Raw genomic sequence first — 22,375 nt, 5'->3', positions numbered from 1 at the left:
CCATGACCGACCGAGACTTCCTCCGCCACCTGGACGACTACGGCGCTTCCCCGAACCGCTGGCCGCCCGAGCTGCGCGCCGGGGCGGAGGCCGCGCTTGCCCGTTCGCCTGCGCTGCGGGCCGCGGCGGACGAGGCGCTGGCCTTCGACCGGTTGCTGTCCGGCAGCCCGCCCATGGTGGAGGATGCCCGCATCGACCGCCTGCTGTCGGCCGCCGGCGCCACCGCCCGCGCCGTGCCGCAGGACGGGCTTGTGCTGCTGTTGCTGGGGCGGATGCCGCGGCGGACGGTGGCGGGCTTCTGCGCCGCCCTGCTGGCGCTGGGCTGGCTCACCGGCGGCTGGCTCGCCGGGACGCTGCCGGCACCCGCCGCCCCGACGCCGCGCGGCCAGGAACTGGCCCTGCTGCACGATGACGTCGTCACGCTGTTCGACGGAGAGTCCCGATGAGCGGTTTCGCCGCGCTCCGTCAATTCCTGCGGCGGCCGGGCCTGCGCATGCTGGCGCTGGTCTCGCTGGCGCTGAACCTGTTCCTGGGCGCGATGCTGGTCGCGACCGTCCGCCAGTCTCCCCCGCCGTTCCACCAGTCCCCTCACCAGCCGATGCCCGACCGCTTCGTCGAGCGGATGGCCGCCGACCTCACCGATGCCGACGCCCGGCGCCTGCGTGCCGCCTTCGAGCCGCTGCGCCCGCGCTATGACGCGCTGACCGGGGAATACCGCGAGGCCGGGCAGCGGGTGCGCGCCCTGCTGCAGGCCGAGCCCGTCGACTACGACTCCCTGCGCGTCGCGACCGAAGCGGCCCGCGCCAAGCGCCGCCAGATGATCGAGCTGACGGAGGAAACCGTCCTCTCCATCCTGCCCGACCTGTCCCCCGCCGGCCGCCTGCGGCTGGTCGGCGGTCCGGGTTCCCCCGGCATGCCAGCAATGCCTAAAAAAATAAGCAAACCCAGTCATCCACAGGCCGGACAGGCTGGCGCGAAGGATGTGGATGATTCTGTTCGGGGATTGCACACACATCTATCCACAGATTCTGTGGAGAAGAAAACCAGCGGAAATTTTATCCACACAAATTCACAAGTTATCATCCCCAAGATTTATCTCCCCTCTTCCCGACGATCCTTGTATCCACCGCCGATCCGGCATATCCAAATGACGAGGATCGGCAAGATTGGTGGGGGATCGTCATGATCGGAGATCCATTTCATCCAAAGAAGGCGACGATCTCTTTGCGCGTTGATCGCCGAATCAAAGATGTCGCCAAGAATTACGCACGCCAGCGGCAGACGCCTTTGGCCGAGGTCATGCGCGACCTCTTGGCCCGCTATGTCGCCGAATGCGCGCGGGAGAATGCCCAGGCCGCCCCGGACCTGTTGAAGGACCGGCCGGCGCAGTATGTGGATTTCGCCAAGCTGGAAGGGCTGATGGGCCGGCGGGAGTAGGCACCGTGCGCCTTGGGCATCCCACCTTGGGCGGCCCACCTTGAGCGGCCCACCTTGAGCGGATGGCCCCGGCCCCATACATCGACGGTGGAACCGCTGCCAGGGGAAGGAGCCCCGCCATGCCGACCACCGCCCAGTCTTCAGGCCATTCTTCCACAGGCACCCAGTCTTCCACAGGCGCCGACAGCCTGCACGTCGCCTGCCCGCACTGCGACACCCTGAACCGCGTGCCTACGGCCCGGCTCGGCGGCGGCAAATGCGGACGCTGCGGCAAGCCGCTGTTCGAAGGCAAGCCGGTGGCGCTCGACGCCAGCCGCTTCGCCGCCCATGCCGAACGCGGCGACCTGCCCCTGCTGATCGATTTCTGGGCCGACTGGTGCGGTCCCTGCCGCATGATGGCCCCGGTGTTCGCCCAGGCGGCGGCACAGCTGGAACCCCGGCTCCGCCTCGCCAAGATCGACACGGAGGCTTCGCCGGACCTCGCCGCCCGGTTCGGCATCCGCAGCATCCCGTCGCTGGTGCTGGTCCATCACGGCCGCGAGATCGCCCGCACGGCCGGCGCCATGCCGCTGCCGGCGCTGGTGGGGTGGGTCAGGCAGACTCTGGGGCGATAGCCCCGCTCCCATAAGCACGGCCGCCCCGCCCTGCCAATGATCGGGATCAAACGCGACGCGCAAGGGCGGGAATGGCTGGCGCGCAGGCTGGGCGTCTCTGTTCGGCGCGGCCTGTCGTAGACTGTCCCCATGCTGACGCTTCGACATCTTGTGGCGACAGACACCGATCGGGAAAGCTCTGTTGACCCTGCGTCGCATGCCGGACATTGACGACAAAGCAGGCAAGGGAGCGCAGCCATGACCGTCAAGCGTGTTCTCATCGCCCTGGCCCTGCTGGCGCTGCTCGGCGCCGGGGCCGCCTATGGCTGGCGGGCGATGCAGGGCAACCGCCTGCCCGCCGGCTTCGCTTCCGGCAATGGCCGGATCGAGGCGAACGAGATCGACGTCGCCACCAAATACGCCGCCCGCGTCCTGACCATCCCGGTGCAGGAGGGCGATCTGGTGGAGGCCGGCGCCGTCATCGCCACGCTCGATACCCGCGACCTGGAGGCGCAGCTCCGCTCCGCCGAGGCGCAGCTGCGCCAGACCCGCCGCGCCCGCGAGGAAGCCGTCGCCCTGGTCGCCCAGCGCGCCAGCGAGGCCGATTTCGCCGCCAAGGAGATGGAACGGGCGCTGATCCTGTTCGGCAAGGGCCATGTCGCCGAACAGCGCGTCGATCAGGCCCGCAACAGCCGCCGCACCGCCGACGCCGCGCTCGACGCCGCCAAGAGCCACCTCGCCAGCGCCGACGAATCCATCGCCGCCGCGGCCGGCGACGTCGACCGGCTGACCGATCTGGTCGCCGACGGCGTGCTGAAGGCCCCGAGCAAGTCCCGCGTCCTCTACCGCCTGTCCGAACCCGGCGAGGTGCTGGCGGCCGGCGGCAAGGCGGCAACGCTGCTCGACCTGTCCAACGTCTACATGACCTTCTTCCTGCCGACCGACACCGCCGGAAACCTGGCGCTCGGCGCCGACGCCCGCATCCTGCTGGACGCCGTTCCCGACACGGCGATTCCCGCGACCGTCACCTTCGTCGCCCCGCGCGCCCAGTTCACGCCCAAGCAGGTGGAGACCAAGTCCGAACGCGACCGCATGATGTTCCGCGTCAAGGCCCGCGTCCCCGAAGCGCTGGTGACCCGCTACATCGAGCGGGTGAAGACCGGCCTGACCGGCATGGCCTATGTGAAGCTGGACGACAAGGCGGCTTGGCCCGACTGGCTGGAATCGACCCTGACGCGGGAGGTGCCCCTCTCCTCCACCCAAGGTCCCCGCTCATGACCCCCGCCCCCGCCGTCTCGCTGTCCGGCGTGCGGCACCGCTATGGCGGGACGGTGGCGCTGGAGGACGCATCGCTCGACATTCCCGCCGGCGTCAGCGTCGCGATCATCGGCCCGGACGGCGTCGGCAAATCGACCCTGCTCGGGCTGATCTCCACCGCCAAGAAGATCCAGCAGGGCAGCGTCCGCGTTCTCGGCACCGACGTCGCCGACCGCCATGGCCGCGCCGCCCTCCAGCCGCGCATCGCCTATATGCCGCAGGGTCTCGGCCGCAACCTCTATGCAGACCTCAGCGTCGCCGAGAACCTCCAGTTCTTCGGCCGCCTGTTCGGCCTGAACGCCGCGGAGCGCCGGCACCGCATCGCCGACCTGCTGGACGCCACCGGCCTCGCCCCTTTCCCCGACCGCCCGGCCGGCAAGCTGTCGGGCGGCATGAAGCAGAAGCTCGGCCTGTGCTGCGCCCTGCTGCACGACCCCGACCTGCTGATCCTCGACGAGCCGACGACCGGCGTCGATCCGCTCTCCCGCCGCCAGTTCTGGGAGCTGATCGACCGCATCCGCGCCGGCCGCCCCGGCATGACCGTGCTGGTCGCCACCTCCTACATGGACGAGGCGGAGCGGTTCGACCGGGTCGTGATGATGAACGCCGGCCGCCTGCTGGCCCACGACACCCCCGCCGCGGTCAAGGCGCAGACCGGCGCCGCCGACCTGGAGGAGGCCTTCGTCGCCCTGCTGCCGGAGGATGCCCGGCGCGGCCATCGACGCCTGATCGTGCCGCCCCGCCCGCCCGAGCCGGCCGGAGCCGAACCCGCCATCGAGGCCATCGGCCTGACCCGCCGCTTCGGCGACTTCACCGCGGTGTCGGACATCGGCTTCCGCATCGGCCGCGGCGAGATCTTCGGCTTCCTGGGATCCAACGGCTGCGGCAAGACCACCACCATGAAGATGCTGACCGGTCTCTTGCCCGCCACGGCGGGAGAGGCGCGGCTGTTCGGCAAGCCGGTGGATGCCGGCGATCTGGAAAGCCGCCGCCGCGTCGGCTACATGGCGCAGGCCTTCTCGCTCTATGGCGAGCTGACGGTGCGCCAGAACCTGGACCTGCACGCCCGGCTGTTCGACCTCGCGGATGCCGACACCCGGTTGGCGGCACTGGTGGAGCGCTTCGGCCTGTCCCCCTACATCGACGCGGTGGCCGACCGCCTGCCGCTGGGCGTGCGGCAGCGGCTGTCCTTGGCCGTTGCTATCCTGCACGAACCGGAGCTGCTGATCCTCGACGAACCGACCTCCGGCGTCGATCCGGTGGCTCGCGACCAGTTCTGGCGCGACCTGATCGCGCTGTCGCGCGACCAGGGGGTGACGATCTTCGTCTCCACCCATTTCATGAACGAGGCGGCGCGCTGCGACCGGGTCGCCTTCATGAACGCCGGCCGCGTCATCGCCGCCGGCCCGCCCGACGAACTGCGCCGCCAACAGCAGGCCGACAGCCTGGACGACGCCTTCATCGGATTTATGGAGCAGGCAGAGGGGGAGGAAGCACCCTCCAACACCACCGATGCCCTTCCTTCACAAGCACGTCATCCCCGCGAAGGCGGGGATCCAGGAAACTCTGCCACCAAAGCGCTGAACCGGGTGGATTCCCGCCTTCGCGGGAATGACGGTCGCTGCGGACAGGCGGTCTTCGCCGAAAACGACGGCCACGCGGGAAATCCCGCTCCTTCGCCCCGCATCCCCCTCTCCCGCCGCCGCCTTCTCGCCTACGCATGGCGCGAAACCCTCGAACTGCGCCGCGACCCCGTCCGCCTCACCGTCGCCCTGCTCGGCACGGTGCTGCTGATGCTGGTCTTCGGCTTCGGCATCACCATGGATGTGGAGAACCTGACCTTCGCCGTGCTCGACCACGACCGCACGCCGGAAAGCCGCGCCTATATCGAGCAGTTCGACGGCTCGCGCAGCTTCCGCGCCACCCCGCCGGCCGTGGATGCCCGCGACCTGTCCTTGCGCCTGCAACGGGGCGAGGCGTCGCTGACCATCGAGATCCCCGAGGGCTTCGGCCGCGACCTCCGCCGCGGCAGAACTCCGGAGGTGGCGGTGCGCATCGACGGCGCCATGCCCTTCCGGGCGGAGACGATCCAGGGCTACGTCTCCGGCCTGCACCAGCGCTTCATCCAGGATGCCGCCATCGCGTCCGGCGTCACCCTGCCCGCCCCGGCCGCCACAGTGGAGATGCGCTACCGCTACAACCAGGCCTTCCGCAGCCTGGACGCCATGGTGCCCAGCACCATCGGCCTGCTGCTGGTCTTCATCCCCGCCATCCTCGCCGCGCTCGGCGTGGTGCGGGAGAAGGAGCTGGGCTCCATCACCAACCTCTACGTCACCCCGGTGACGCGGCTGGAATTCCTGCTGGGCAAGCAGCTGCCCTATATCGGGCTGGCCGCCTTCAACCTGCTGCTGATGGTCGTCATGGCGGTCACCCTGTTCGGCGTGCCGGTGAAGGGCAGCCTGTTCGGGCTGTTGCTGGGCGGGCTGGTCTATGTGGTGGCGACCACGGCGCTGGGGCTGCTGATTTCCGTCTTCACCGCGACCCAGACGGCGGCGGTGTTCGGCACCGCCATCGTCACCATGCTGCCGGCGACGCAATTCTCCGGCATGCTGCAGCCGGTGGCGACGCTGGAAGGCGGGGCGTGGCTGTTCGGCACGCTGTTCCCGACCACCCATTTCCTGAAGATCTCCGTCGGCGCCTTCACCAAGGGCCTGGGCTTGGCCGAACTTCTCCCCTTCATCCTGGCAACCGCCGCCTTCATCCCCGTCTTCCTGGCGCTCGGCGTCGCCTTCCTGCCGAAACAGGAGCGCTGAGCCATGACGCGCTTCCTCCGCAACAGCCTGACATTGGCACGCAAGGAGTGGATCAGCCTGCTGCGCGACGTCTTCATGCTGGGTTTCGTCGTCTATTCCTTCACCTTCTCCGTCTACTCCCAGGCGACCGGCATCTCGCACGAACTGCACAACGCCGCCATCGCCATCGTCGACGAGGACCGCTCGACCCTGTCGCAGCGTCTGGCCTCCAGCTTCCATGGCCCCGAGTTCCAGACCCCGGCGATGATCGGCCATGCCGAAGTCGATCCGGCGATGGATTCGGCCCGCTACACCTTCGTCCTCGACATCCCGCCGAACTTCCAGGCCGACGTGCTGGCCGGCCGCAGCCCGGCGATCCAGCTGCTGATCGACGCCACCGCGATGATGCAGGCCGGCATCGGCGCCGGCACCATCCAGGGCATCGTCGATGACGAGGTCGGCCGCTTCGTCCGCCGAGAGGCCGAGGGAACCGCCGCCCCGGTCAGCCTGCAGGTCCGCGTCGCCTACAACGAGGCGCTGGACACCAAATGGTTCACCGGCACCATGTCGGTGGTCAGCAACGTCACCATGCTGGCGGTGCTGCTGGCCGGCGCCGCCCTGATCCGCGAGCGCGAACACGGCACGCTGGAACATCTGCTGGTGATGCCGGTCCGCCCGGCCGAGATCATGGCCGCCAAGGTGCTGGCCAACGGCGCGGTGATTTTGGTGCTGACGCTGGTGGCGCTCTATGCGGTGCTGCGCGGCCTCTTGTCGGTGCCGCTGGCCGGATCGGTGCCGCTGTTCCTGGCGGGGACGGCGCTGTACCTGTTCTTCGCGACGGCGCTCGGCATCTTCCTCGGCACCGTGGCGCGGTCGATGCCGCAGCTGGGCCTGCTGTTCATCCTGATCGTGCTGCCGATGAACATGCTGTCCGGCGGCTTCACCCCGCTGGAAAGCGAGCCGGACTGGCTGCAGACGGCGATGCAGCTGTCACCCTCGACCCATTTCGTCGCCTTCGCCCAGGCCATCCTGTTCCGCGGGGCGGGCTTCGACGTGGTGTGGCCCAGGTTCGCCGCCACCGCCGGGATCGGCGCGCTGTTCTTCGCCTGGAGCCTGGCGCGGTTCAGGCGGCATTTGGCGAGTTTCAGATAGGGTCGGGAGCCACCGCCCTGTCGCTCTGGGAAGAGATTGCTGCTATCCTCCTAAGCACGTACTTTGAATTCGTAAAACTTAGATTTAGCAAAGAGAAAATGTGTTTTCCCTGTAGCGCCGCCCTATCTTTCTAGGAACTTGCCCTAACACTAATTTTCTGTCTTTGAGTAAAATCTAACATATATTTTTAGTTACAACCTTAGAGGGAGGAACTTAATGCGTCCATTAGTAATTTACCTAGACACGAATGACTATTCAGCGTTCTCATCAGATCAAATGAACGCAAAAGACGCCTTTGTCTACGATTTTCTAATGAGAAAATTACATGAAAAAGAAATTGTTATAGGGTTTTCGTTCCAAAATTTATTTGAACTAATGCAGGATTTTTCGCCAGAGCATTTTCAAGATAGAATAAACAGAATGAATACTATTCATAAAATCTGCGGGAATAATGCATTTAGATTCCCTGAAAATCTAGATGGCGATGTTTTTACAAACGACGGTCGCTGGTATCCTCTAGAATGGGAAAAAACTGCGGATAAAAAAATACTCCAAGACCCAAGGGCATTTATGATCACCTTCTTTTCTATCGGAAAATCAAACACATATGTCAATCTCGGGCATGACATGACTGAAAAAGTTAGAAAATTTTCTGAGGATTTCGCGAAAATATGTGGGCAGCACCAAGCGGCCCTGCAGAAAGCAAAGGAAGATCTCAAGAAGCTTGTCGCACTTTACAACAGCAGGCCCGAACTAGCAGAAACAACTATCCCCGGAAGTGGGGCCATTGTTGACCAATGGAAAGATAAGGTGAGATCTCTTGAAAGTTTAAATATCAGATCCGTATTTGGCCCAGAAATACTTGGTGAATATTTCGTTGATATACTAGAGGCGTATCACGGACGCTCAAGCAGAGACAAAGGGTTCAAGCCCCGAAAATCAGATTTCGTCGATATGCTGCATGCCATATACATTCCTCACTGCGACGTTTGGCGTGGAGATGGAGGATTTTCGAACATACTACTCAGTCAAAAAATTAAGCACTCAGAACGAATTGTAGCAAAGCGCTCTGATCTCCCAGATTTCATTCAGAGCCTGATCCAAGGGCGGAAATAGTCCTTAATTAGAGGATGGGGGTATTCGTCAGCCAAAGCCTGAATACCCCACCCTCAAACCTCAGTGCGACCCGCCGCCCTCGAAGGACGGTGCCGACAGCCCCGAGGCCACCAGCTGCTCGATCAGCGCGTTCTTCAGCCGCTCCAGCCCGTCCTGGCTGTAGGACTCCGCCCGCGCCACCAGCACGTCCTGGGTGTTGGACGCGCGCAGCAGCCACCAGCCGTCGTCGGTCGTCACGCGGACGCCGTCGATGTCGTTGACCTTGGCGCCCGACGCCTTGACGCGGCCCTTGACCTCCTCGACCACGGCGAACTTGCGTTCCTCGTCGATCTGGAAACGGGTCTCCGGCGTGTTGACCATGTCCGGCAGACCGTCGCGCAGGTCCGCCAGCGTGGTGTTCAGCTTGCTGACCAGCCCGGCGAGGCGGACGCCGCAATAGAGCGCGTCGTCGAAGCCATACCACTTGTCAGCGAAGAAGATGTGGCCCGACATCTCGCCGGCCAGCGGCGAGCCGGTCTCCGCCATCTTGGCCTTCAGCAGCGAGTGGCCGGTCTTCCACATCAGCGGGTTGCCGCCATGCTTGGCGATCTCGTCGAACAGGGCCTGGCTGGCCTTGACGTCGGCGATGATGGTGGCGCCCGGATGGCTCTTCAGCACGTCGGCGGCATAGAGCGCGACCAGCTGGTCGCCCCACACCACGCGGCCCTTGTGGTCGATGGCGCCGATGCGGTCGCCGTCGCCGTCGAAGCCGATGCCGATGTCGCAGCCATGCTCCGCCACCGCCTTCTTCAGGTCGACCAGATTGGCTTCGACCGTCGGGTCCGGATGGTGGTTGGGGAAGTTGCCGTCGATCTCGTCGAACAGCAGGACATGCGTGCCCGGCAGCTTGGCGGTCAGGCGGCGCAGGATCTCGCCCGACGCGCCGTTGCCGGCGTCCCAGGCGATCTTCAGGTCGCGGGTGCCGTCATAATCCTTCAGCAGGCGGGCGACATACTCGTCCTGGACGTCGATCTTCTCCGACGAGCCCTGGCCCTGCTCCCAGTCGGCCTTGGCCGCCATGGTGCCGAGCTCCAGGATCTGCTGGCCGTAGACCGGACCCTTGCCCAGCATCATCTTGATGCCGTTGTAGTCCGGCGGGTTGTGCGAGCCGGTGATCATGATGCCGGCCGCCGCCTCGCGGTCGCGGGTGGCGAAATACAGCATCGGCGTGGGGCCGAGCCCGATGCGCAGGACGTGCAGGCCGGTGGAAACCAGCCCCTCGACCAGCGCCTCCTCCAGTTCCGGCGAGGACAGACGGCCGTCATAGCCGACGCAGACCGTCTTGCCGCCCTTGCGCACCACCACGGTGCCGAAGGAACGGCCGACCGCGCGGGCGTCCGCCGGGGTCAGCGTCTTGCCGACGATGCCGCGGATGTCGTACTCGCGCAGCACCGTGGGGTGGAAGGTATGGGCTTCGCTCATCGTCTCGTTAGTCCTCTGTTGGACGCCGTCTTTGGACCGTCAGCCGCGGTCCATCCCGCCGGCCGGCGACGGCCGGCCGATGGAGGTATAGGTGAAGCCGGCCTTCGCCATGTCCTCGGGGTTGTAGATGTTGCGCAGGTCGATCATCACCGGCCGCTTCAGCATCGACTTCACCCGACGCAGGTCGAGCGCGCGGAATTCGTTCCACTCCGTGAGAATAGCGACGCAGTCGGCCCCTTCCAAGGTGCCGTAGGCGTCCTTGGCCCATTCCACGCCGGGCAGCAGCTTCTCGGCCTCGTGCATCGCCGCCGGGTCGAAGGCGCGCACATGGGCGCCGGCCGCCTGCAAGGCCGGGACGATGTCCAGCGACGGGCTGTCGCGCATGTCGTCGGTGTTCGGCTTGAAGGCGACGCCCAGCACCGCGACGGTCTTGCCGTCCACAGACCCGCCGCAGGCGGCGATGATGCGCTCGGCCATCTGCTTCTTGCGCTTGTCGTTGATGTCCACCACCGTCTCGATGATGCGCAGCGGGCTGCCCACCTGCTGGGCGGTGCGGACCAGCGCCAGCGTGTCCTTCGGGAAGCAGGAGCCGCCGTAACCCGGACCGGGGTGCAGGAACTTCTTGCCGATGCGGCCGTCCAGCCCGATGCCGCGCGCCACGTCATGGACGTTGGCGCCGACCTTCTCGCACAGGTCGGCGATCTCGTTGATGAAGGTGATCTTGGCGGCCAGGAAGGTGTTGGCGGCGTATTTGGTCAGCTCCGCCGTCTCCAGCGAGGTCACCACGATCGGCGTCTCGATCAGGTAGAGCGGCCGGTAGAGCCGACGCATCACCTCGCCCGCGCGGTCCGAAGTGGCGCCGATGACGACGCGGTCCGGCCGCATGAAGTCGCCGATGGCAGAGCCCTCGCGCAGGAATTCGGGGTTGGAGGCGATGTCGAACTCGGCGTCGGGCCGCACGCGGCGGATGATCGCCTCGACCTCGCGGCCCGTCCCGACCGGCACGGTCGACTTGGTCACCACCACCGTGTAGTGGTCGAGATGCCGGGCGATCTCCTCGGCGGCGCCATAGACATAGGACAGGTCGGCATGGCCGTCGCCGCGGCGCGACGGGGTGCCCACCGCGATGAACACGGCGTCGACGCCCTGCATCGCCTCCTTCAGGTCCAGCGTGAAGGACAGGCGGCCGGCCGCGACGTTGCGGGCGACGAGGTCGTCCAGGCCGGGCTCGTAGATCGGAATCTCGCCGCGCTTCAGCCGCTCGATCTTGCCCGCGTCCTTGTCGACGCAGGTGACGTGCACGCCGAATTCCGAAAAGCAGGCGCCGGAGACCAGGCCGACATAGCCCGTGCCGATCATCGCTATGCGCATCGCGTCCCCCTCAAGTCCTTGAAAGTCAGGAAACCTGTATGTCTCTGGGATGCCCTTGCCGGGCGTTCCTCATGTCCGGCCTCCGAATCGGCCGGCTTGCTCCAAGGCGCAGCACGAACGCACGTGCCCGCCGCCGTCCGGGTCAGGGGACGGGGCGGGCGCGGCATCATGCATGCTGCCCGTCGGTCAGCAATATTTGCGCAGCATCTCGCGCACCTTGTCGGCCATGTCCGGCCGGTTCAGCGCGTGGGCGAGCGTCGCCTCGATGAAGCCGACCTTGTCGCCGCAGTCGTAGCGGGTGCCTTCGAAGCGCAGGCCGTGGAAGGGCTGGTTGCCGATCAGCTTGGCCATGGCGTCGGTCAGCTGGATCTCGTTGCCGGCGCCGCGCTGCTGCTTTTCCAGATGATCGAAGATTTCCGGCTGCAGGATGTAGCGGCCGATGATCGACAGGGTCGACGGCGCCTCTTCCGGCTTGGGCTTCTCCACCAGGCCGCGGACGGTGGCCAGACGGCCGTCGTCCTTCTCGACGTCCAGGATGCCGTAGCTGCTGGTGCGTTCGCGCGGCACGTCGACCACCGCGACGATGTTGCCGCCGACCTCCTCATAGGCCTCGACCATCTGCTTCAGGCAGGGGGTCTTGCCCTGGACGTAATCGTCGGGCAGCACGATGGCGAACGGGTCGTTGCCGATCAGGGCGCGGGCGCACCACACGGCGTGGCCGAGGCCGAGCGGAACCTGCTGGCGGGTGTAGAAGCAGCGGCCGGGGGCGATCTCGCTGTGGCGGACCTCCTCCAGTGCGTCCTGCTTGCCGCGCTCTTCAAGCGTGCGGTTCAGTTCGGTATCGGCGTCGAAATGGTCTTCGATGGCGCGCTTGGAACGGCCGGTGACGAAAACGAAATCCTCGATGCCGGCGGCGCGCGCCTCTTCGACGGCGTGCTGCAGCAGGGGGCGGTCGACCAGGGGCAGCATCTCTTTCGGGATGGCCTTGGTGGCCGGCAGGAAGCGCGTGCCGAGACCGGCGACCGGGAACACCACCTTGCGCACGGGTTTCCGCATTGGACGTCTCTTGTGGTTGAGGCGAAGTCAAATCCATGGTCCCACGGCATTGCCCGACCGCAAGCGGAGCCGGCGGAAGCACGACCGTGTTCCGGGGCTTTCTGCCACGCCTTCCGCGACTGCGCAACAAACCTTCCGAGACCGGGCAAAAGGCTAGTCCCGGCGGCCGAAATCAAATGAAAACCGGCCGAATGTCCTCATTCCGGCCGATCTTTATCCGCAAGGTCCGAAGCCGCCCCGGACCTTTCTCATAGGCGGCAACGCTTGTAAAACTACGGAAAACCAAAGGCGCGACACCGTGCCGCTGCCCGTTTCGCCCATCGCCCCCTCATCGCTGCACCGCCCCGCTTTCCGTATGACATGCGGTTCACGGCCCTTGCGCGAAAGGCGCGGCGGCGACCATGCTGCGGGCCATGACCCCCGACTCGCTGCGCGCCCGCGTACTCCATCAGGACGAGCTGTGCTTCGTCATCGACAAGCCGGCCGGTCTGGCCGTCCACAAGGCCGGACGCATCACCGACCATCTGGAGCTCTACCTGCCCTTCCTCGGCGAGCCGGACGGCGAGCCGCCCAAGCTCGCCCACCGGCTGGACCGCGACACCGCCGGCTGCCTGATCCTGGGCCGCACCCCCTGGGCACTGAAGCGCTTCGGCCAGATGTTCGCCGCCGGCCATGTGGAGAAGACCTATTGGGCGGTGGCCGACGGCATCCCGGATGCCGAATCCGGCGTGATCGACCTGCCGCTGCTGAAGCGGATCGAACCCGGTGCGTCGCGCTCCTCCTGGACCATCCTGCCCGACCCGGCGGGCCAGCCGGCGGTCACCGAGTACCGCGTCCTGGGCACCGGCGCCGATGGCCGCTCCTGGCTGGAGCTTCGCCCGCGCACCGGCCGGACCCACCAGATCCGCGTCCATTGCGCCGCCATCGGCTGCCCGCTGGTGGGGGAGCCCTTCTACGGCCCCGAACGCCTGCCCCCCGGCAACCTGCACCTGCTGGCCCGCTCCGTCGCCTTCCGCATGGCCTTCGACTATGCGGCGGTGAGCGCCGTCGCCCCGGCACCGGCGCATATGCGGGACGCGCTGTCCGCCTGCGGCTGGCAGGGCGACTGAGGGCGCTTCCGCGCAAAAGGGGGCTGCCGTCCACCGCTCCCGACCCCACCTTGCAGGGAGCCCCCCCACAACCGACGGAGCGATCAGCATGGAACAGGCGGTCACCGACAACCGCACCATGAACCGGTTCGAACTGGCGGTCGGCAACCGGACGGTCTATGCCGACTACCGCCGCAACGGCCGGACCCTGGTGATTTCCTATGTCGAGGCCCCGCCGTCGCTGCGCGGCACCGGCGCCGCCGGCCGCCTGATGGAAGGCGTGATGGAGGCCGCCCGCGCCGAAGGGCTGAAGATCCTGCCCCTGTGCAGCTACGCCGCCCTGTGGATGCGCCGCAACCGGCAGGACGATCTGCTGGCGTGACGCACTCCGCTTGTCATTGAAAAAATCAATGGAAGTGCAGAAAACTATCAATTTCCCATGAGGCGCATCCCTCGTTAGCGTCCGGCCAATGGGGTTGCCGCAGTGCGGCATGACCCGCGCTGACGATTTTGACAAGGGATGATCCATTATGGACGCGCTGCTGTCCGCACCGATCCTGTTCTTCGGCCTTGGTGCCGCCATTGCGCTGACCGGGGCGCGCATTCCATTCCCGGAGGGCTTCGGCAAGGCGCTTGCCGCCTATCTGCTGGTCGCCATCGGCCTGAAGGGCGGCGTTGCGCTGGCCGGCGCCGATGTGGGCTCGGTGTTGCCGCTGCTGCTGACGGCCGCGCTGCTCAGCCTGCTGATGCCGATCCTGGGCTTCGGCCTGCTGCGCTCGGCGGTCGGGCTGGATCAGGTCAACTCCGCCGCCATCGCCGCCCATTACGGATCGGTCAGCCTCGTCACCTTCGTCACCGCCACCAAGCTGCTGGAAAGCCAGGGCGTCACCTTCGGCGGCCACATGGTCGCGGCGCTGGCGATCATGGAAGGCCCGGCCATCGTCAGCGGCCTGCTGCTGGCGGGGGCCACCGGCATGGTGTCGGGCGTCGCGGCTGGCGGCAACGGCGCCACCATGACGGTTCCGCTTGGGTCGGTTCCGCTCGGCGGGTCCGGCGGCGGCGAGCCGGCCCGGGGCGGCTCGATCAAGGACGCGATCCGCGAGGCGGCCTTCAACGGCTCCGTCCTGCTGCTGGCGGGGTCGCTGCTGGTCGGCCTCGTCATCGGCAAGCCCGGCCTGCAGAGCCTGCACGGCCTGTTCATCGCCCCCTGGGACGGCGTGCTGTGCCTGTTCCTGCTGGAGATGGGTTATCTCGCCACCTCCCGCCTGCGGGAAGCGGCCTCGCTCAGCCCGCGGCTGATCGCCTTCGGCATCGTCATGCCGCTGATCGGCGCCGGGATCGGTCTGGCCGCCGCCGCCGCCCTGGGGCTCGGCCTCGGCGACGCCGCCCTGCTGGTGACGCTGTGCGCCAGCGCCTCCTACATCGCGGTGCCGGCGGCGCTGCGCCACGCCCTGCCGGCGGCGGAGCCGGGGCTGTCGCTTCCGCTGTCGCTGGGCATCACATTTCCTTTCAACATCCTCGTCGGTATTCCACTCTACCTCGCAGTGAGCCGGGCGGTGCTGAGCTGACCGGCCGAGCTGGAACCGCCATCATGACCCCGCCCGCCCCACCGCCCACCATGCCCACTCCGCTGCCGCCCTTCGACCTCGACCTGTTGCGCACCTTCGTGACCATCGTCGACAGCGGCGGCTTCACCCGCGCGGCGGAGCGGCTGGGCCGCACCCAGTCCACCATCAGCCTGCAGATCAAGCGGCTGGAGGACGGCTTGGGCAAGCGCCTGTTCCTGCGCGAGGGCCGCGGCCTGGACCTGACCCCCGACGGCGAGATCCTGCTGACCTATGCCCGCCGCCTGCTGGGCATGGCGGGCGAGGCCTGCGCCCTGCTGATGGAGCCGGAGGTAGGCGGCGTGGTGCGGCTCGGCACGCCGGAGGATTTCGCCACCGCCCATCTGCCCGACGTGCTGTGGCGCTTCTCCCGCGCCCATCCCCAGGTGGCGCTGGAGGTGCAGTGCGACTTCACCATCAACCTGCTCGACCGCTTTTCCCGCGGCGAATACGACCTCGTCCTGTGCAAGCGGGAGCCGCAGGGTCCGGCCGGCGGCGTCAAGGTCTGGCGCGAGCCGCTGTTCTGGGTGGCGTCCGACCGCCTGATCCTCGATGCGGGCGCCCCGGTCCCGCTGGTGCTGGCCCCGCCGCCGGACATCCACCGCAAGCGCGCCATCGACGCGCTGGACGCCCGCGGCCGCCCCTGGCGCATGGCCTACACCAGCCCCAGCCTCGCCGGCATCAAGGCGGCGGTGACGGCCGGGCTGGGCGTGACCATCCTGCCCAAGGACATGCTGGCCCCCGGCTTCCACATCGTGAACGCCGAACACGACCTGCCCGATTTGCCCGACATCGAAACCGCCCTCTACCGCCAGCCCGGCCCGCTGCCCAAGGCGGTGGAACTGCTGGCCGAACACATCATCCGCTCGCTGGAGAAGACGGCGGCGGGGTGAGGCGCTCCCACCTGTTTCCTCCCGGCGGTCGATTGACCACCGGGCGACTCCTGGCATATACAACATGCATATGCATCGGGAGGCCCGACCATGCCACAGCCAGCGACGCCGCAGCGCCGGCAAGTCCGCCTGTTCCGCAACAACCGCAGCCAGGCCGTCCGCATTCCCGCCGAATTCGAGCTTCCCGGCGAGTCCGTCTTCATCAGCCGCGACGGCGACCGGCTGATCATCGAACCGATCCGCAAGAAGGGGCTTCTGGCACTGCTCGAGAGCTGGGAGCCGCTGGAGGAGGAATTCCCCGATATCGACGATCAGCCGGTCGCGCCGAAGGACATTTTCTGATGCTCTACCTGCTCGACACCAACGCCATGAGCGACCTGATCCGCAATCCGGCCGGCCCGGTGGCCGGGCATGTGCGGCGTGTCGGCGAGGATGCGATCTGCACCAGCATCGTGGTGGCTGCGGAATTGCGATACGGCGCCGCGAAGAAGGCATCGGCCAAGCTGTCGCAGAGGGTCGAGGCGTTGCTGGCCGACGTCGCCGTGCTTCCGCTCGAACCGCCGGCCGATGCCGAATACGGTAATATCCGGGCGGAGTTGGAGACGGCCGGCCATCCTATCGGCGGCAACGACCTGCTGATCGCCGCCCATGCCCGGACGCTCGGCGTCATCCTGGTGACGGCGAATGTGCGAGAGTTTCAGCGCGTCCGGGGACTGGCCGTGGAAAACTGGCTGGAAAGCCGGCCGGAATGACGGTGGTGAGACGGCTGTTGCCGGACGACGCGGAGGAGTACCGCTCGCTCCGCCTCGAAGCCCTGCAGCGGCATCCGGAAGCGTTCGGATCGAGCCATGCCGAGGAAAGCACCCGTCCCCTTTCCAGCTTCGCCGACAGGATCGCGGGAGGATACATCGCCGGCGGCTTTGTCGACGGGCGGCTCGACGCCACCGCCGGGCTGCTGGTTCCCACCCAGGCCAAGTCGCGGCACAAGGGCATGCTTTGGGGGGTCTATGTCCGCGGGAACAGGCGGGGCAGCGGTCTGGCCGATGCGGTCATGACCGCCCTGCTCGCCCATGCCGCGGAGCATGTCGAGCAAATCCACCTCTCCGTCGCGGCGACCAACGGGCGGGCCATCGGCTTTTACAAACGCCTGGGCTTCGAAGCGTTCGGTACGGAGCCGCGGGCGCTGAAGGTGGATGGGACCTATGTCGACGAGATCCTGATGGTGAAATTCATGGGGAGCTGAGTGTCCGGTGCCGCCATGCCGAACATCCTTCCCCATCACCCCAGCTCGAAGCTGGTCATCCCGAACACCCGCGCCAAATCGGTTGCCGGCGCCGGTCCCAGATACATCCGCGCCGTCTCGAACTGCGGCGACAGCCCCAATTCCTCCGCCATCCGCAAGCCTGCCCCGTTCGGCTCCGGCACGTCGAGGAACACCGGCCCCTCGCCGGCCGCCCGGCCCAGCGCCAGCACCAGATCCCGCGCCACCCCGGCATCGGCGGCATAGAGCGGGCCGATCTTGAAACCGCTGTGACAGGGCCGGATCACCCCAAAGCCGATCAGGTCGCCATCCTTCACCGCCGCCAGCGCCGTGGCGCCCGGCAGGGCGATCCAGTTGGCGAGAAAGCCGGGGCGCGGCGCCGGGAACAGCTCGGCATCCAGTGCCGTCAGCCGGTCGAAGGGCACCGTCCGCGCGTCAACCAGGGTGGTTCCGCCCGTCCCGCCGTCCGGCCCCGTTCCGCCGTCCGGCAGGGTGCCGCCGAAGCGGATGTTGCGGTGGGAAAGGGCGAAGCCGGATTTGCGGTAGTTCTCCTGCTGGGCGACCACGCCGTCGAGCCCGACGGTGCAGCCCTCCAGATGGCGCAGTCCCGCCCGCCAAAGCCGCCAGCCATAGCCCCGCCCGCGCGCCTCCGGCCGCACGATGTAGAAACCGAGGAAGCCGAAGTTGGCCGGATACCGCACGACCGACAGCGAGGCCACCGGCCGCCCGTCGAGCAACCCGACCAGAAAGCCAGCCGGATCGACGGCATGGAATGCGCCGGCATCGTGGAGGCCGGGATTCCAGCCCTCAGCCCGCGCCCAATCGACGGCCAGATCGAGATCGGCCCGGCTCATCACGCGGATCCGGTAGCCGTCCGCCGCCTCTTCTTCGGTTCCCAGCATCTTTGCCACTCCTCCGAACGGGTTCCCGTGGAATGGAGCGTATCCGTCAACTCGCAGCCCGGAAAGGCCCCCCCTCTTCCGTCTCGGGAGGGGGGCACGCGCATTTTTCACCCACCCTTTTCCCACCGGCAGACATCCATGATAGGAAGATCATCCTGCAAACCGCCGGGAAAGGACCGCCATGCACCACCCTCACGCCGCTCCGCCGCTGGATGAAACAATGAAACACCCCCCGGAATCCTGTTTCACGGCGTTTCAAACGTTCAGTCCGGCACCGCCTTGGCACCGCCCTGCCGCCGGATGAAACAGTGGAACACCCCCCGCACCCCTGTTTCACGGTGTTTCAAACGTTCAGCACGGCGGCTCTCCACGGCGGACCGCGCGCCGTTGCTTTCGCGGCGGGAGTGCGGTTAAGTCGCCGCCGGTTTCCGCTGATCCCCACCGAGTCCATGCCCGCCAACTCCCCGGACCTAGCCACGCCCCGCACCGCCCCGACCTCGGCCCCCGCCGCAGGCGGGCTCGATGCCATGCTGCGGACGCTGGCCGGGGCGGCGGCGCTGCTGCTGGGGCCGCTGGCCGCGGTCGCCCCGCGCGGGTTGCCGGTGTGGGCGATCCTGGTGCTGCTGCTGTCGCTGGCCGGGCTGGCGCAGCGGGGGGCCTTCGGGCGCATCCTGCGGCTGACGCCGCCGGTCGCGGCGGTCACCGCCTTCCTGGCGCTGGCGCTGGCCTCCAGCCTGTGGAGCCCGTCCGCCCGCGCGGCGGCGACGGTGGGGGAGATCGGCTACATCGCGCTCGGCGCGCTGGCCGGCGGCGCCTGGATTGCCGGGATGCCGGCGGCGGAGTTGCGGCGGCTGGCCAAACTGTTCCTGGCCGGCGGGCTGGCCGGCGGGCTGCTGTTCGCAGTAGAGGCGGCGCTGGACTTCCCGCTGAACCGCTGGTGGAACGGCGTGCCCGACGACCAGCTGCCCAACCTGCTGAACGGCAATGTGCCGAAGCGGACGGCGGCGCTGCTCTGCCTGCTGGTCTGGCCGGCCGCCCTGGCGGTGGACCGCTTCGGCCGCCGGGCGCTGGCCATGCTGGTTCCGGTCGGCTATGCGCTGGCCTGCCTGCCGCTGACCAGCCGCTCGGCCATGCTCGGCATCGCCGCCGGGCTGGTGACGCTGGCCGCCGCCCGCGCATCGGCCCGCTGGACCCGCCGGCTGTTCGCCGCCGCGGTCAGCGCCGCCTTCCTGCTGGTGCTGCCCGCCGCCCTGCTGTTCTCCGGCCCGCTCGACCTCGACCATTCGCCGCTGCTGTTCCGTTCGGCCCAGCACCGGGTGGAGATTTGGGGCCATGCGGCGGAGCGGGCGCTGCGCACGCCGGTCTTCGGCCAGGGCATCGACGCCTCGCGCTCGCTGCCGCCGGAAGGCGCGGTGTCGGAGTTCTCGCCGATCGGCGACAGCCTGCTGCCGCTGCATCCGCACAACGCCTTCCTTCAGGTCTGGCTGGAGACCGGAGCGGTGGGGGCGGCTCTGGCGTTGGCCGTGCTGCTGATGCTGCTGGCCGCCACCGCCCGGCTCGACCGCCACGCCCAACCTTTCGCATTGGCGCTGTTCGCCGCGGCGCTGGCGATGGGCAGCACCGCCTACGGCATCTGGCAGCCCTGGTGGATGTCGGGATTCCTGGCCGCCGCGCTGATGCTGCGGCTGGCGGCCCGTATCGGGGAACAGACACGATGAGCAAGCGCCCGCTCCGCATCCTGGTCATCAAGCTGGGCGCCTTCGGCGACTTCTTCCTGGCCCAGACCGCCTTCGCCGCCATCCGCCGCCACCATGCCGGCGACCGGGTGACGCTGCTGACCCTGCCCTCTCTCGCCCCGCTCGCCCGCATGAGCGGCCTGTTCGACGAGGTGCTGGAGGACCCGCGCGACCGCTCGCTGTCGGCCTATCTGGCGATCCGCAAGACACTGCGCGCCCACCGCTTCGACCGGGTCTATGACCTCCAGGCGCAGACGCGCACCGACCTCTATCACCGGCTGCTGTTCCCCGGCCCCTGGCCGGAATGGTCGGGCACCGCCAGCGGCGCCTCCCACCCCGACCGCTACGAGGGGCGGCGCAAGGTGCCGGTGCGCGAGCGCTATGTGCGCCAGTTGGCCCCCTTCGGCATCGTGCCGGACGAGACGCCGGACCTGTCCTGGCTCGACGCCGACATCTCCGGTTTTGGGCTGCCGGAGCGCTTCGCCCTGCTGGTCCCCGGCTCCTCCCCCGGACGGCCGGACAAGCGCTGGCCGGTCCGCCGCTATGCCGAGGTGGCGGCGGCGCTGGCGGAGCGCGGCATCGTCCCGGCGGTGATCGGCACCGGGATCGAGCGCGACCTCGCCCGCTCCATCGCGGAGTATTGCCCGCAGGCGGTCGACCTGACCGACCGCACCAGCGTGCCGGAACTGGGCGGGCTGGCGCGCCGGGCCTGGGGGGCGGTCGGCAACGACACCGGCCCGACCCATCTGATCGCCGCGGTCGGTTGTCCCACCGTGGTCGTCTTCTCCGACGCTTCCAACCCGATCCACAGCACCGGCCCGCGCGTGCTGATCCACCACCGCCCCGACTTCAACGACATCGACAGCGCCGGCGTGGTCGAGGCTTTGGATCGGGCGCGGGAAAAGGGAGGCGCCTAACGGCAGAAGGGGAAGGGCGCCACCTTGGGCATGTAAATCGGGATCCACTCGCAATGGGTCACCGGGTTGGGCAGGCGGCGGATCTCGATGATCGGCCAGGCATGGGCCGCGACCACCACCAGCGCCACGCCCCCCAGGATCCAGCGCCGCGACTTCGTCCGCTCCAGCAGCCCCGGCATCCGCGCCAGCACCCAGGCGGCCGACAGGATCGCCAGCGGGTCGGTGTAGGCGGCATAGGCGCGCTGGAAACCGCGCAGCGAGAACAGCGCCTCCAGCCCCCAGGCGACCAGCAGCAGGAACAGCGCCTGCACGGCGGCCAGCCTCTGCCCGCGCCGCCACAGCACCGCCGCCCCGGCGATGGCGAACCACTCCACGACGATGGTCTGGGGGATGTTGTCGGGGTGCAGGACGATGGTGCGGATCGCCAGCGTGCGGCCGATGCCGGCCAGCAGAAGCGCCAGCGTCCCCTCCCCCACCACGTTCCCCTGGCCCTGCAGCGCCGCCCCGTGCCGCCAGGAGGAGAAGACGAACATATGCTCGACGAAGTTCGCCACGGCGATGGCGTTCTGCTCGTTCCAGCGGATGTCGAGCGCCAGCAGCCCCACCGCCAGCCCCAGCAGCACCGCCGCCGCCCCGGCGACAACACGGACCGGCGGCACCCGATGCACCGCCGCATGGACCAGGATGCCGACCAGCACCCACCCCGCGACCACGGCCTGATAGCCGCCGCCCGACAGCCCGCCGCCGACGGGGGTGTAGGGATAGACCGCCCGCCCCCAGCCGGCCAGACCGGCCTGGATCAGCCCGAAAGCCGGCACCGCCGCCGCCGCGGCCAGCAGCCCGACCAGCGCCGCCACGCCCCACCCCTTGCCCCAGCCGGTGCCGGACGCGGCCTCCCGCTCCGCCCGCCGTCCGAACAGGATCGCCGCCACCGGCAGCCCCATCGCCAGGAACACCGCCTGCACCTTGGTCACCATGGCCAGCCCGACCAGCAGCCCGCCCAGCGCCAGCTGCAGCAGCGACGCGCCGCCGCACCGCTTGCCCTCGGCCGGCCGCACCGCCCGCAGGAACAGCAGCAGCCCCAGCACGACGAAGCCGGCCGACAACAGGTCGGTGCGCATCTGCCGCCCCTGCGCCGTCAGCCCGACGCCGAAGGCCAGCAGGATGCCGGCCAGCAGTGCCACCCGCCGATCCCCCACCAGCCCGCGCAGCAGGGTGGTGAAGCTGACGGCGAAGGCGGCGGTCAGCAGGATCGACAGCGCCCGCCCGGCCTGGATCAGCGATTGCCAAACGGCTTGCGTCGCCGCGACGTCGCTGCCCGACGGCAGGGCCGACAGGATGGCGACCGGCAGGAAGCCAAGCGCATGCAGCAGCCGGTACCAGACGTCGATCACCAGGAAATAGCCGTAGCCGGGATGATCGAAATACTCCTGCGGCAAGCCGTCGCCGAACAGGAGCCCATGATAGGCCAACACCAGATCCTGGTCCGCATGCACCCAGTAGGGCAGCCGGAACCCCACCAGCAGGATCGACAGCGCCATCGCTGCGGCCAGCCCGGCGCACAGCAGCCACCATGGCGCCGCCGCGACGCGGTCGAGAAGGGATGGACGGGCGGTGGAGGGAACGGGCGTCATCGGCTTCCCATGCTCACGGTTCAGGTCGGCGGGCGCCTTGTGGCA

Annotated in this window: 22 protein-coding genes; 17 read left to right on the top strand and 5 right to left on the bottom strand. The window is 68.1% G+C overall.

Annotated elements, in window-relative coordinates:
• The first annotated feature begins 2 nt into the window (after nt 1-2).
• The 8 genes from AZOLI_RS25010 (at nt 3) to AZOLI_RS32730 (ending at nt 8,407) form a co-directional block, all read left to right on the top strand.
• On the top strand, nt 3-446 hold the full coding sequence (locus AZOLI_RS25010) for a hypothetical protein (RefSeq protein ID WP_244442664.1): 444 nt from the start codon (nt 3-5) through the stop codon (nt 444-446).
• Nucleotides 443-1,186, top strand: coding sequence for a periplasmic heavy metal sensor (locus AZOLI_RS30745; RefSeq protein WP_014189422.1), 744 nt, complete (start codon nt 443-445; stop codon nt 1,184-1,186). Before AZOLI_RS25010 ends, AZOLI_RS30745 begins: the two co-directional genes overlap by 4 nt.
• Nucleotides 1,187-1,299: 113 nt before the next feature.
• The gene (locus AZOLI_RS33420) at nt 1,300-1,437 is read left to right on the top strand and encodes a hypothetical protein (protein ID WP_244442663.1); all 138 of its coding nucleotides are present in this window, start codon (nt 1,300-1,302) and stop codon (nt 1,435-1,437) included.
• Between the two features lie 119 nt (nt 1,438-1,556).
• A complete protein-coding gene (gene trxC, locus AZOLI_RS25000; RefSeq protein WP_014189420.1) occupies nt 1,557-2,051 on the top strand; it encodes a thioredoxin TrxC in 495 nt (164 codons plus the stop codon).
• A 237-nt stretch (nt 2,052-2,288) separates the two neighbouring features.
• Nucleotides 2,289-3,308 carry an HlyD family secretion protein gene (locus tag AZOLI_RS24995; protein ID WP_014189419.1) on the top strand — a complete coding sequence of 340 codons (1,020 nt, stop codon included), beginning with the start codon at nt 2,289-2,291 and terminating at the stop codon, nt 3,306-3,308.
• Nucleotides 3,305-6,160: a ribosome-associated ATPase/putative transporter RbbA gene (gene rbbA / locus AZOLI_RS24990; protein ID WP_014189418.1), complete on the top strand. Its 2,856-nt coding sequence runs from the start codon at nt 3,305-3,307 to the stop codon at nt 6,158-6,160. Before AZOLI_RS24995 ends, rbbA begins: the two co-directional genes overlap by 4 nt.
• Before the next feature lie 3 nt (nt 6,161-6,163).
• Complete coding sequence (locus AZOLI_RS24985) at nt 6,164-7,291, top strand: ABC transporter permease (RefSeq protein WP_014189417.1); 1,128 nt, start codon at nt 6,164-6,166, stop codon at nt 7,289-7,291.
• A gap of 276 nt (nt 7,292-7,567) precedes the next feature.
• Nucleotides 7,568-8,407: a hypothetical protein gene (locus AZOLI_RS32730; protein ID WP_162488423.1), complete on the top strand. Its 840-nt coding sequence runs from the start codon at nt 7,568-7,570 to the stop codon at nt 8,405-8,407.
• A 60-nt stretch (nt 8,408-8,467) separates the two neighbouring features.
• Here the strand turns inward: AZOLI_RS32730 and pgmG are convergent, their stop codons facing one another.
• The 3 genes from pgmG to galU form a co-directional block, all read right to left on the bottom strand.
• Nucleotides 8,468-9,868 (bottom strand): phosphoglucomutase/phosphomannomutase PgmG, encoded by a 1,401-nt coding sequence (gene pgmG, locus AZOLI_RS24980; protein WP_014189416.1) that lies wholly within the window; start codon nt 9,866-9,868, stop codon nt 8,468-8,470.
• Between the two features lie 39 nt (nt 9,869-9,907).
• A complete protein-coding gene (locus AZOLI_RS24975) occupies nt 9,908-11,239 on the bottom strand; it encodes a UDP-glucose dehydrogenase family protein (protein WP_014189415.1) in 1,332 nt (443 codons plus the stop codon).
• Between the two features lie 186 nt (nt 11,240-11,425).
• Complete coding sequence (gene galU / locus AZOLI_RS24970; protein WP_014189414.1) at nt 11,426-12,295, bottom strand: UTP--glucose-1-phosphate uridylyltransferase GalU; 870 nt, start codon at nt 12,293-12,295, stop codon at nt 11,426-11,428.
• Nucleotides 12,296-12,696: 401 nt separating this feature from the next.
• On the opposite strand from galU, the gene AZOLI_RS24965 reads away from it, so the two are divergent.
• The 7 genes from AZOLI_RS24965 (at nt 12,697) to AZOLI_RS24935 (ending at nt 17,123) form a co-directional block, all read left to right on the top strand.
• Nucleotides 12,697-13,404 carry an RluA family pseudouridine synthase gene (locus AZOLI_RS24965; RefSeq protein ID WP_014189413.1) on the top strand — a complete coding sequence of 236 codons (708 nt, stop codon included), beginning with the start codon at nt 12,697-12,699 and terminating at the stop codon, nt 13,402-13,404.
• An 88-nt stretch (nt 13,405-13,492) separates the two neighbouring features.
• Nucleotides 13,493-13,765, top strand: a complete 273-nt coding sequence (locus AZOLI_RS24960; protein WP_014189412.1) for a GNAT family N-acetyltransferase — start codon at nt 13,493-13,495, stop codon at nt 13,763-13,765.
• Between the two features lie 148 nt (nt 13,766-13,913).
• Nucleotides 13,914-14,951, top strand: coding sequence for a sodium-dependent bicarbonate transport family permease (locus AZOLI_RS24955; protein ID WP_014189411.1), 1,038 nt, complete (start codon nt 13,914-13,916; stop codon nt 14,949-14,951).
• A gap of 23 nt (nt 14,952-14,974) precedes the next feature.
• Entirely contained in the window at nt 14,975-15,880 is a 906-nt protein-coding gene (locus AZOLI_RS24950) for a LysR substrate-binding domain-containing protein (RefSeq protein WP_014189410.1), read from the top strand.
• A gap of 90 nt (nt 15,881-15,970) precedes the next feature.
• A complete protein-coding gene (locus AZOLI_RS24945) occupies nt 15,971-16,222 on the top strand; it encodes an antitoxin (protein WP_014189409.1) in 252 nt (83 codons plus the stop codon).
• Nucleotides 16,222-16,632: a type II toxin-antitoxin system VapC family toxin gene (locus AZOLI_RS24940; RefSeq protein WP_014189408.1), complete on the top strand. Its 411-nt coding sequence runs from the start codon at nt 16,222-16,224 to the stop codon at nt 16,630-16,632. Before AZOLI_RS24945 ends, AZOLI_RS24940 begins: the two co-directional genes overlap by 1 nt.
• The gene (locus AZOLI_RS24935; RefSeq protein ID WP_014189407.1) at nt 16,629-17,123 is read left to right on the top strand and encodes a GNAT family N-acetyltransferase; all 495 of its coding nucleotides are present in this window, start codon (nt 16,629-16,631) and stop codon (nt 17,121-17,123) included. Before AZOLI_RS24940 ends, AZOLI_RS24935 begins: the two co-directional genes overlap by 4 nt.
• A 35-nt stretch (nt 17,124-17,158) precedes the next feature.
• On the opposite strand, the gene AZOLI_RS24930 is transcribed toward AZOLI_RS24935, so the two are convergent.
• Nucleotides 17,159-18,043 carry a GNAT family N-acetyltransferase gene (locus tag AZOLI_RS24930; protein ID WP_014189406.1) on the bottom strand — a complete coding sequence of 295 codons (885 nt, stop codon included), beginning with the start codon at nt 18,041-18,043 and terminating at the stop codon, nt 17,159-17,161.
• A gap of 449 nt (nt 18,044-18,492) precedes the next feature.
• Here AZOLI_RS24930 and AZOLI_RS24925 point away from each other — a divergent pair, with 449 nt between their 5' ends.
• On the top strand, nt 18,493-19,761 hold the full coding sequence (locus AZOLI_RS24925; RefSeq protein ID WP_244442662.1) for an O-antigen ligase family protein: 1,269 nt from the start codon (nt 18,493-18,495) through the stop codon (nt 19,759-19,761).
• Nucleotides 19,758-20,696, top strand: a complete 939-nt coding sequence (locus AZOLI_RS24920; RefSeq protein ID WP_014189403.1) for a glycosyltransferase family 9 protein — start codon at nt 19,758-19,760, stop codon at nt 20,694-20,696. Before AZOLI_RS24925 ends, AZOLI_RS24920 begins: the two co-directional genes overlap by 4 nt.
• Here AZOLI_RS24920 and AZOLI_RS24915 read toward each other — a convergent pair.
• On the bottom strand, nt 20,693-22,330 hold the full coding sequence (locus AZOLI_RS24915; protein ID WP_014189402.1) for a glycosyltransferase family 39 protein: 1,638 nt from the start codon (nt 22,328-22,330) through the stop codon (nt 20,693-20,695). The genes AZOLI_RS24920 and AZOLI_RS24915 overlap by 4 nt on opposite strands.
• Between the last annotated feature and the right edge of the window lie 45 nt (nt 22,331-22,375).

The sequence above is a fragment of the Azospirillum lipoferum 4B genome (assembly GCF_000283655.1).
In the GTDB taxonomy this organism is placed as follows: Bacteria; Pseudomonadota; Alphaproteobacteria; order Azospirillales; family Azospirillaceae; genus Azospirillum; species Azospirillum lipoferum_C.
The sequence above is the reverse complement of the archived record's forward strand: the minus strand, read 5'-3'. Positions and strand labels throughout refer to the sequence as shown.

What these genes read in the sequence shown, in the direction of transcription:
- AZOLI_RS24975 (WP_014189415.1), bottom strand. Translation starts at nt 11,239, where the DNA reads ATGCGCATAGCGATGATCGGCACGGGCTATGTCGGCCTGGTCTCCGGC.
- AZOLI_RS24930 (WP_014189406.1), bottom strand. Translation starts at nt 18,043, where the DNA reads ATGCTGGGAACCGAAGAAGAGGCGGCGGACGGCTACCGGATCCGCGTG.
- AZOLI_RS24960 (WP_014189412.1), top strand. Translation starts at nt 13,493, where the DNA reads ATGGAACAGGCGGTCACCGACAACCGCACCATGAACCGGTTCGAACTG.
- AZOLI_RS24920 (WP_014189403.1), top strand. Translation starts at nt 19,758, where the DNA reads ATGAGCAAGCGCCCGCTCCGCATCCTGGTCATCAAGCTGGGCGCCTTC.
- AZOLI_RS24965 (WP_014189413.1), top strand. Translation starts at nt 12,697, where the DNA reads ATGCTGCGGGCCATGACCCCCGACTCGCTGCGCGCCCGCGTACTCCAT.
- pgmG (WP_014189416.1), bottom strand. Translation starts at nt 9,868, where the DNA reads ATGAGCGAAGCCCATACCTTCCACCCCACGGTGCTGCGCGAGTACGAC.
- AZOLI_RS24995 (WP_014189419.1), top strand. Translation starts at nt 2,289, where the DNA reads ATGACCGTCAAGCGTGTTCTCATCGCCCTGGCCCTGCTGGCGCTGCTC.
- trxC (WP_014189420.1), top strand. Translation starts at nt 1,557, where the DNA reads ATGCCGACCACCGCCCAGTCTTCAGGCCATTCTTCCACAGGCACCCAG.
- AZOLI_RS24985 (WP_014189417.1), top strand. Translation starts at nt 6,164, where the DNA reads ATGACGCGCTTCCTCCGCAACAGCCTGACATTGGCACGCAAGGAGTGG.
- AZOLI_RS24945 (WP_014189409.1), top strand. Translation starts at nt 15,971, where the DNA reads ATGCCACAGCCAGCGACGCCGCAGCGCCGGCAAGTCCGCCTGTTCCGC.
- AZOLI_RS24925 (WP_244442662.1), top strand. Translation starts at nt 18,493, where the DNA reads ATGCCCGCCAACTCCCCGGACCTAGCCACGCCCCGCACCGCCCCGACC.
- galU (WP_014189414.1), bottom strand. Translation starts at nt 12,295, where the DNA reads ATGCGGAAACCCGTGCGCAAGGTGGTGTTCCCGGTCGCCGGTCTCGGC.
- rbbA (WP_014189418.1), top strand. Translation starts at nt 3,305, where the DNA reads ATGACCCCCGCCCCCGCCGTCTCGCTGTCCGGCGTGCGGCACCGCTAT.
- AZOLI_RS30745 (WP_014189422.1), top strand. Translation starts at nt 443, where the DNA reads ATGAGCGGTTTCGCCGCGCTCCGTCAATTCCTGCGGCGGCCGGGCCTG.
- AZOLI_RS25010 (WP_244442664.1), top strand. Translation starts at nt 3, where the DNA reads ATGACCGACCGAGACTTCCTCCGCCACCTGGACGACTACGGCGCTTCC.
- AZOLI_RS33420 (WP_244442663.1), top strand. Translation starts at nt 1,300, where the DNA reads ATGCGCGACCTCTTGGCCCGCTATGTCGCCGAATGCGCGCGGGAGAAT.
- AZOLI_RS24935 (WP_014189407.1), top strand. Translation starts at nt 16,629, where the DNA reads ATGACGGTGGTGAGACGGCTGTTGCCGGACGACGCGGAGGAGTACCGC.
- AZOLI_RS24915 (WP_014189402.1), bottom strand. Translation starts at nt 22,330, where the DNA reads ATGACGCCCGTTCCCTCCACCGCCCGTCCATCCCTTCTCGACCGCGTC.
- AZOLI_RS32730 (WP_162488423.1), top strand. Translation starts at nt 7,568, where the DNA reads ATGAACGCAAAAGACGCCTTTGTCTACGATTTTCTAATGAGAAAATTA.
- AZOLI_RS24950 (WP_014189410.1), top strand. Translation starts at nt 14,975, where the DNA reads ATGACCCCGCCCGCCCCACCGCCCACCATGCCCACTCCGCTGCCGCCC.
- AZOLI_RS24955 (WP_014189411.1), top strand. Translation starts at nt 13,914, where the DNA reads ATGGACGCGCTGCTGTCCGCACCGATCCTGTTCTTCGGCCTTGGTGCC.
- AZOLI_RS24940 (WP_014189408.1), top strand. Translation starts at nt 16,222, where the DNA reads ATGCTCTACCTGCTCGACACCAACGCCATGAGCGACCTGATCCGCAAT.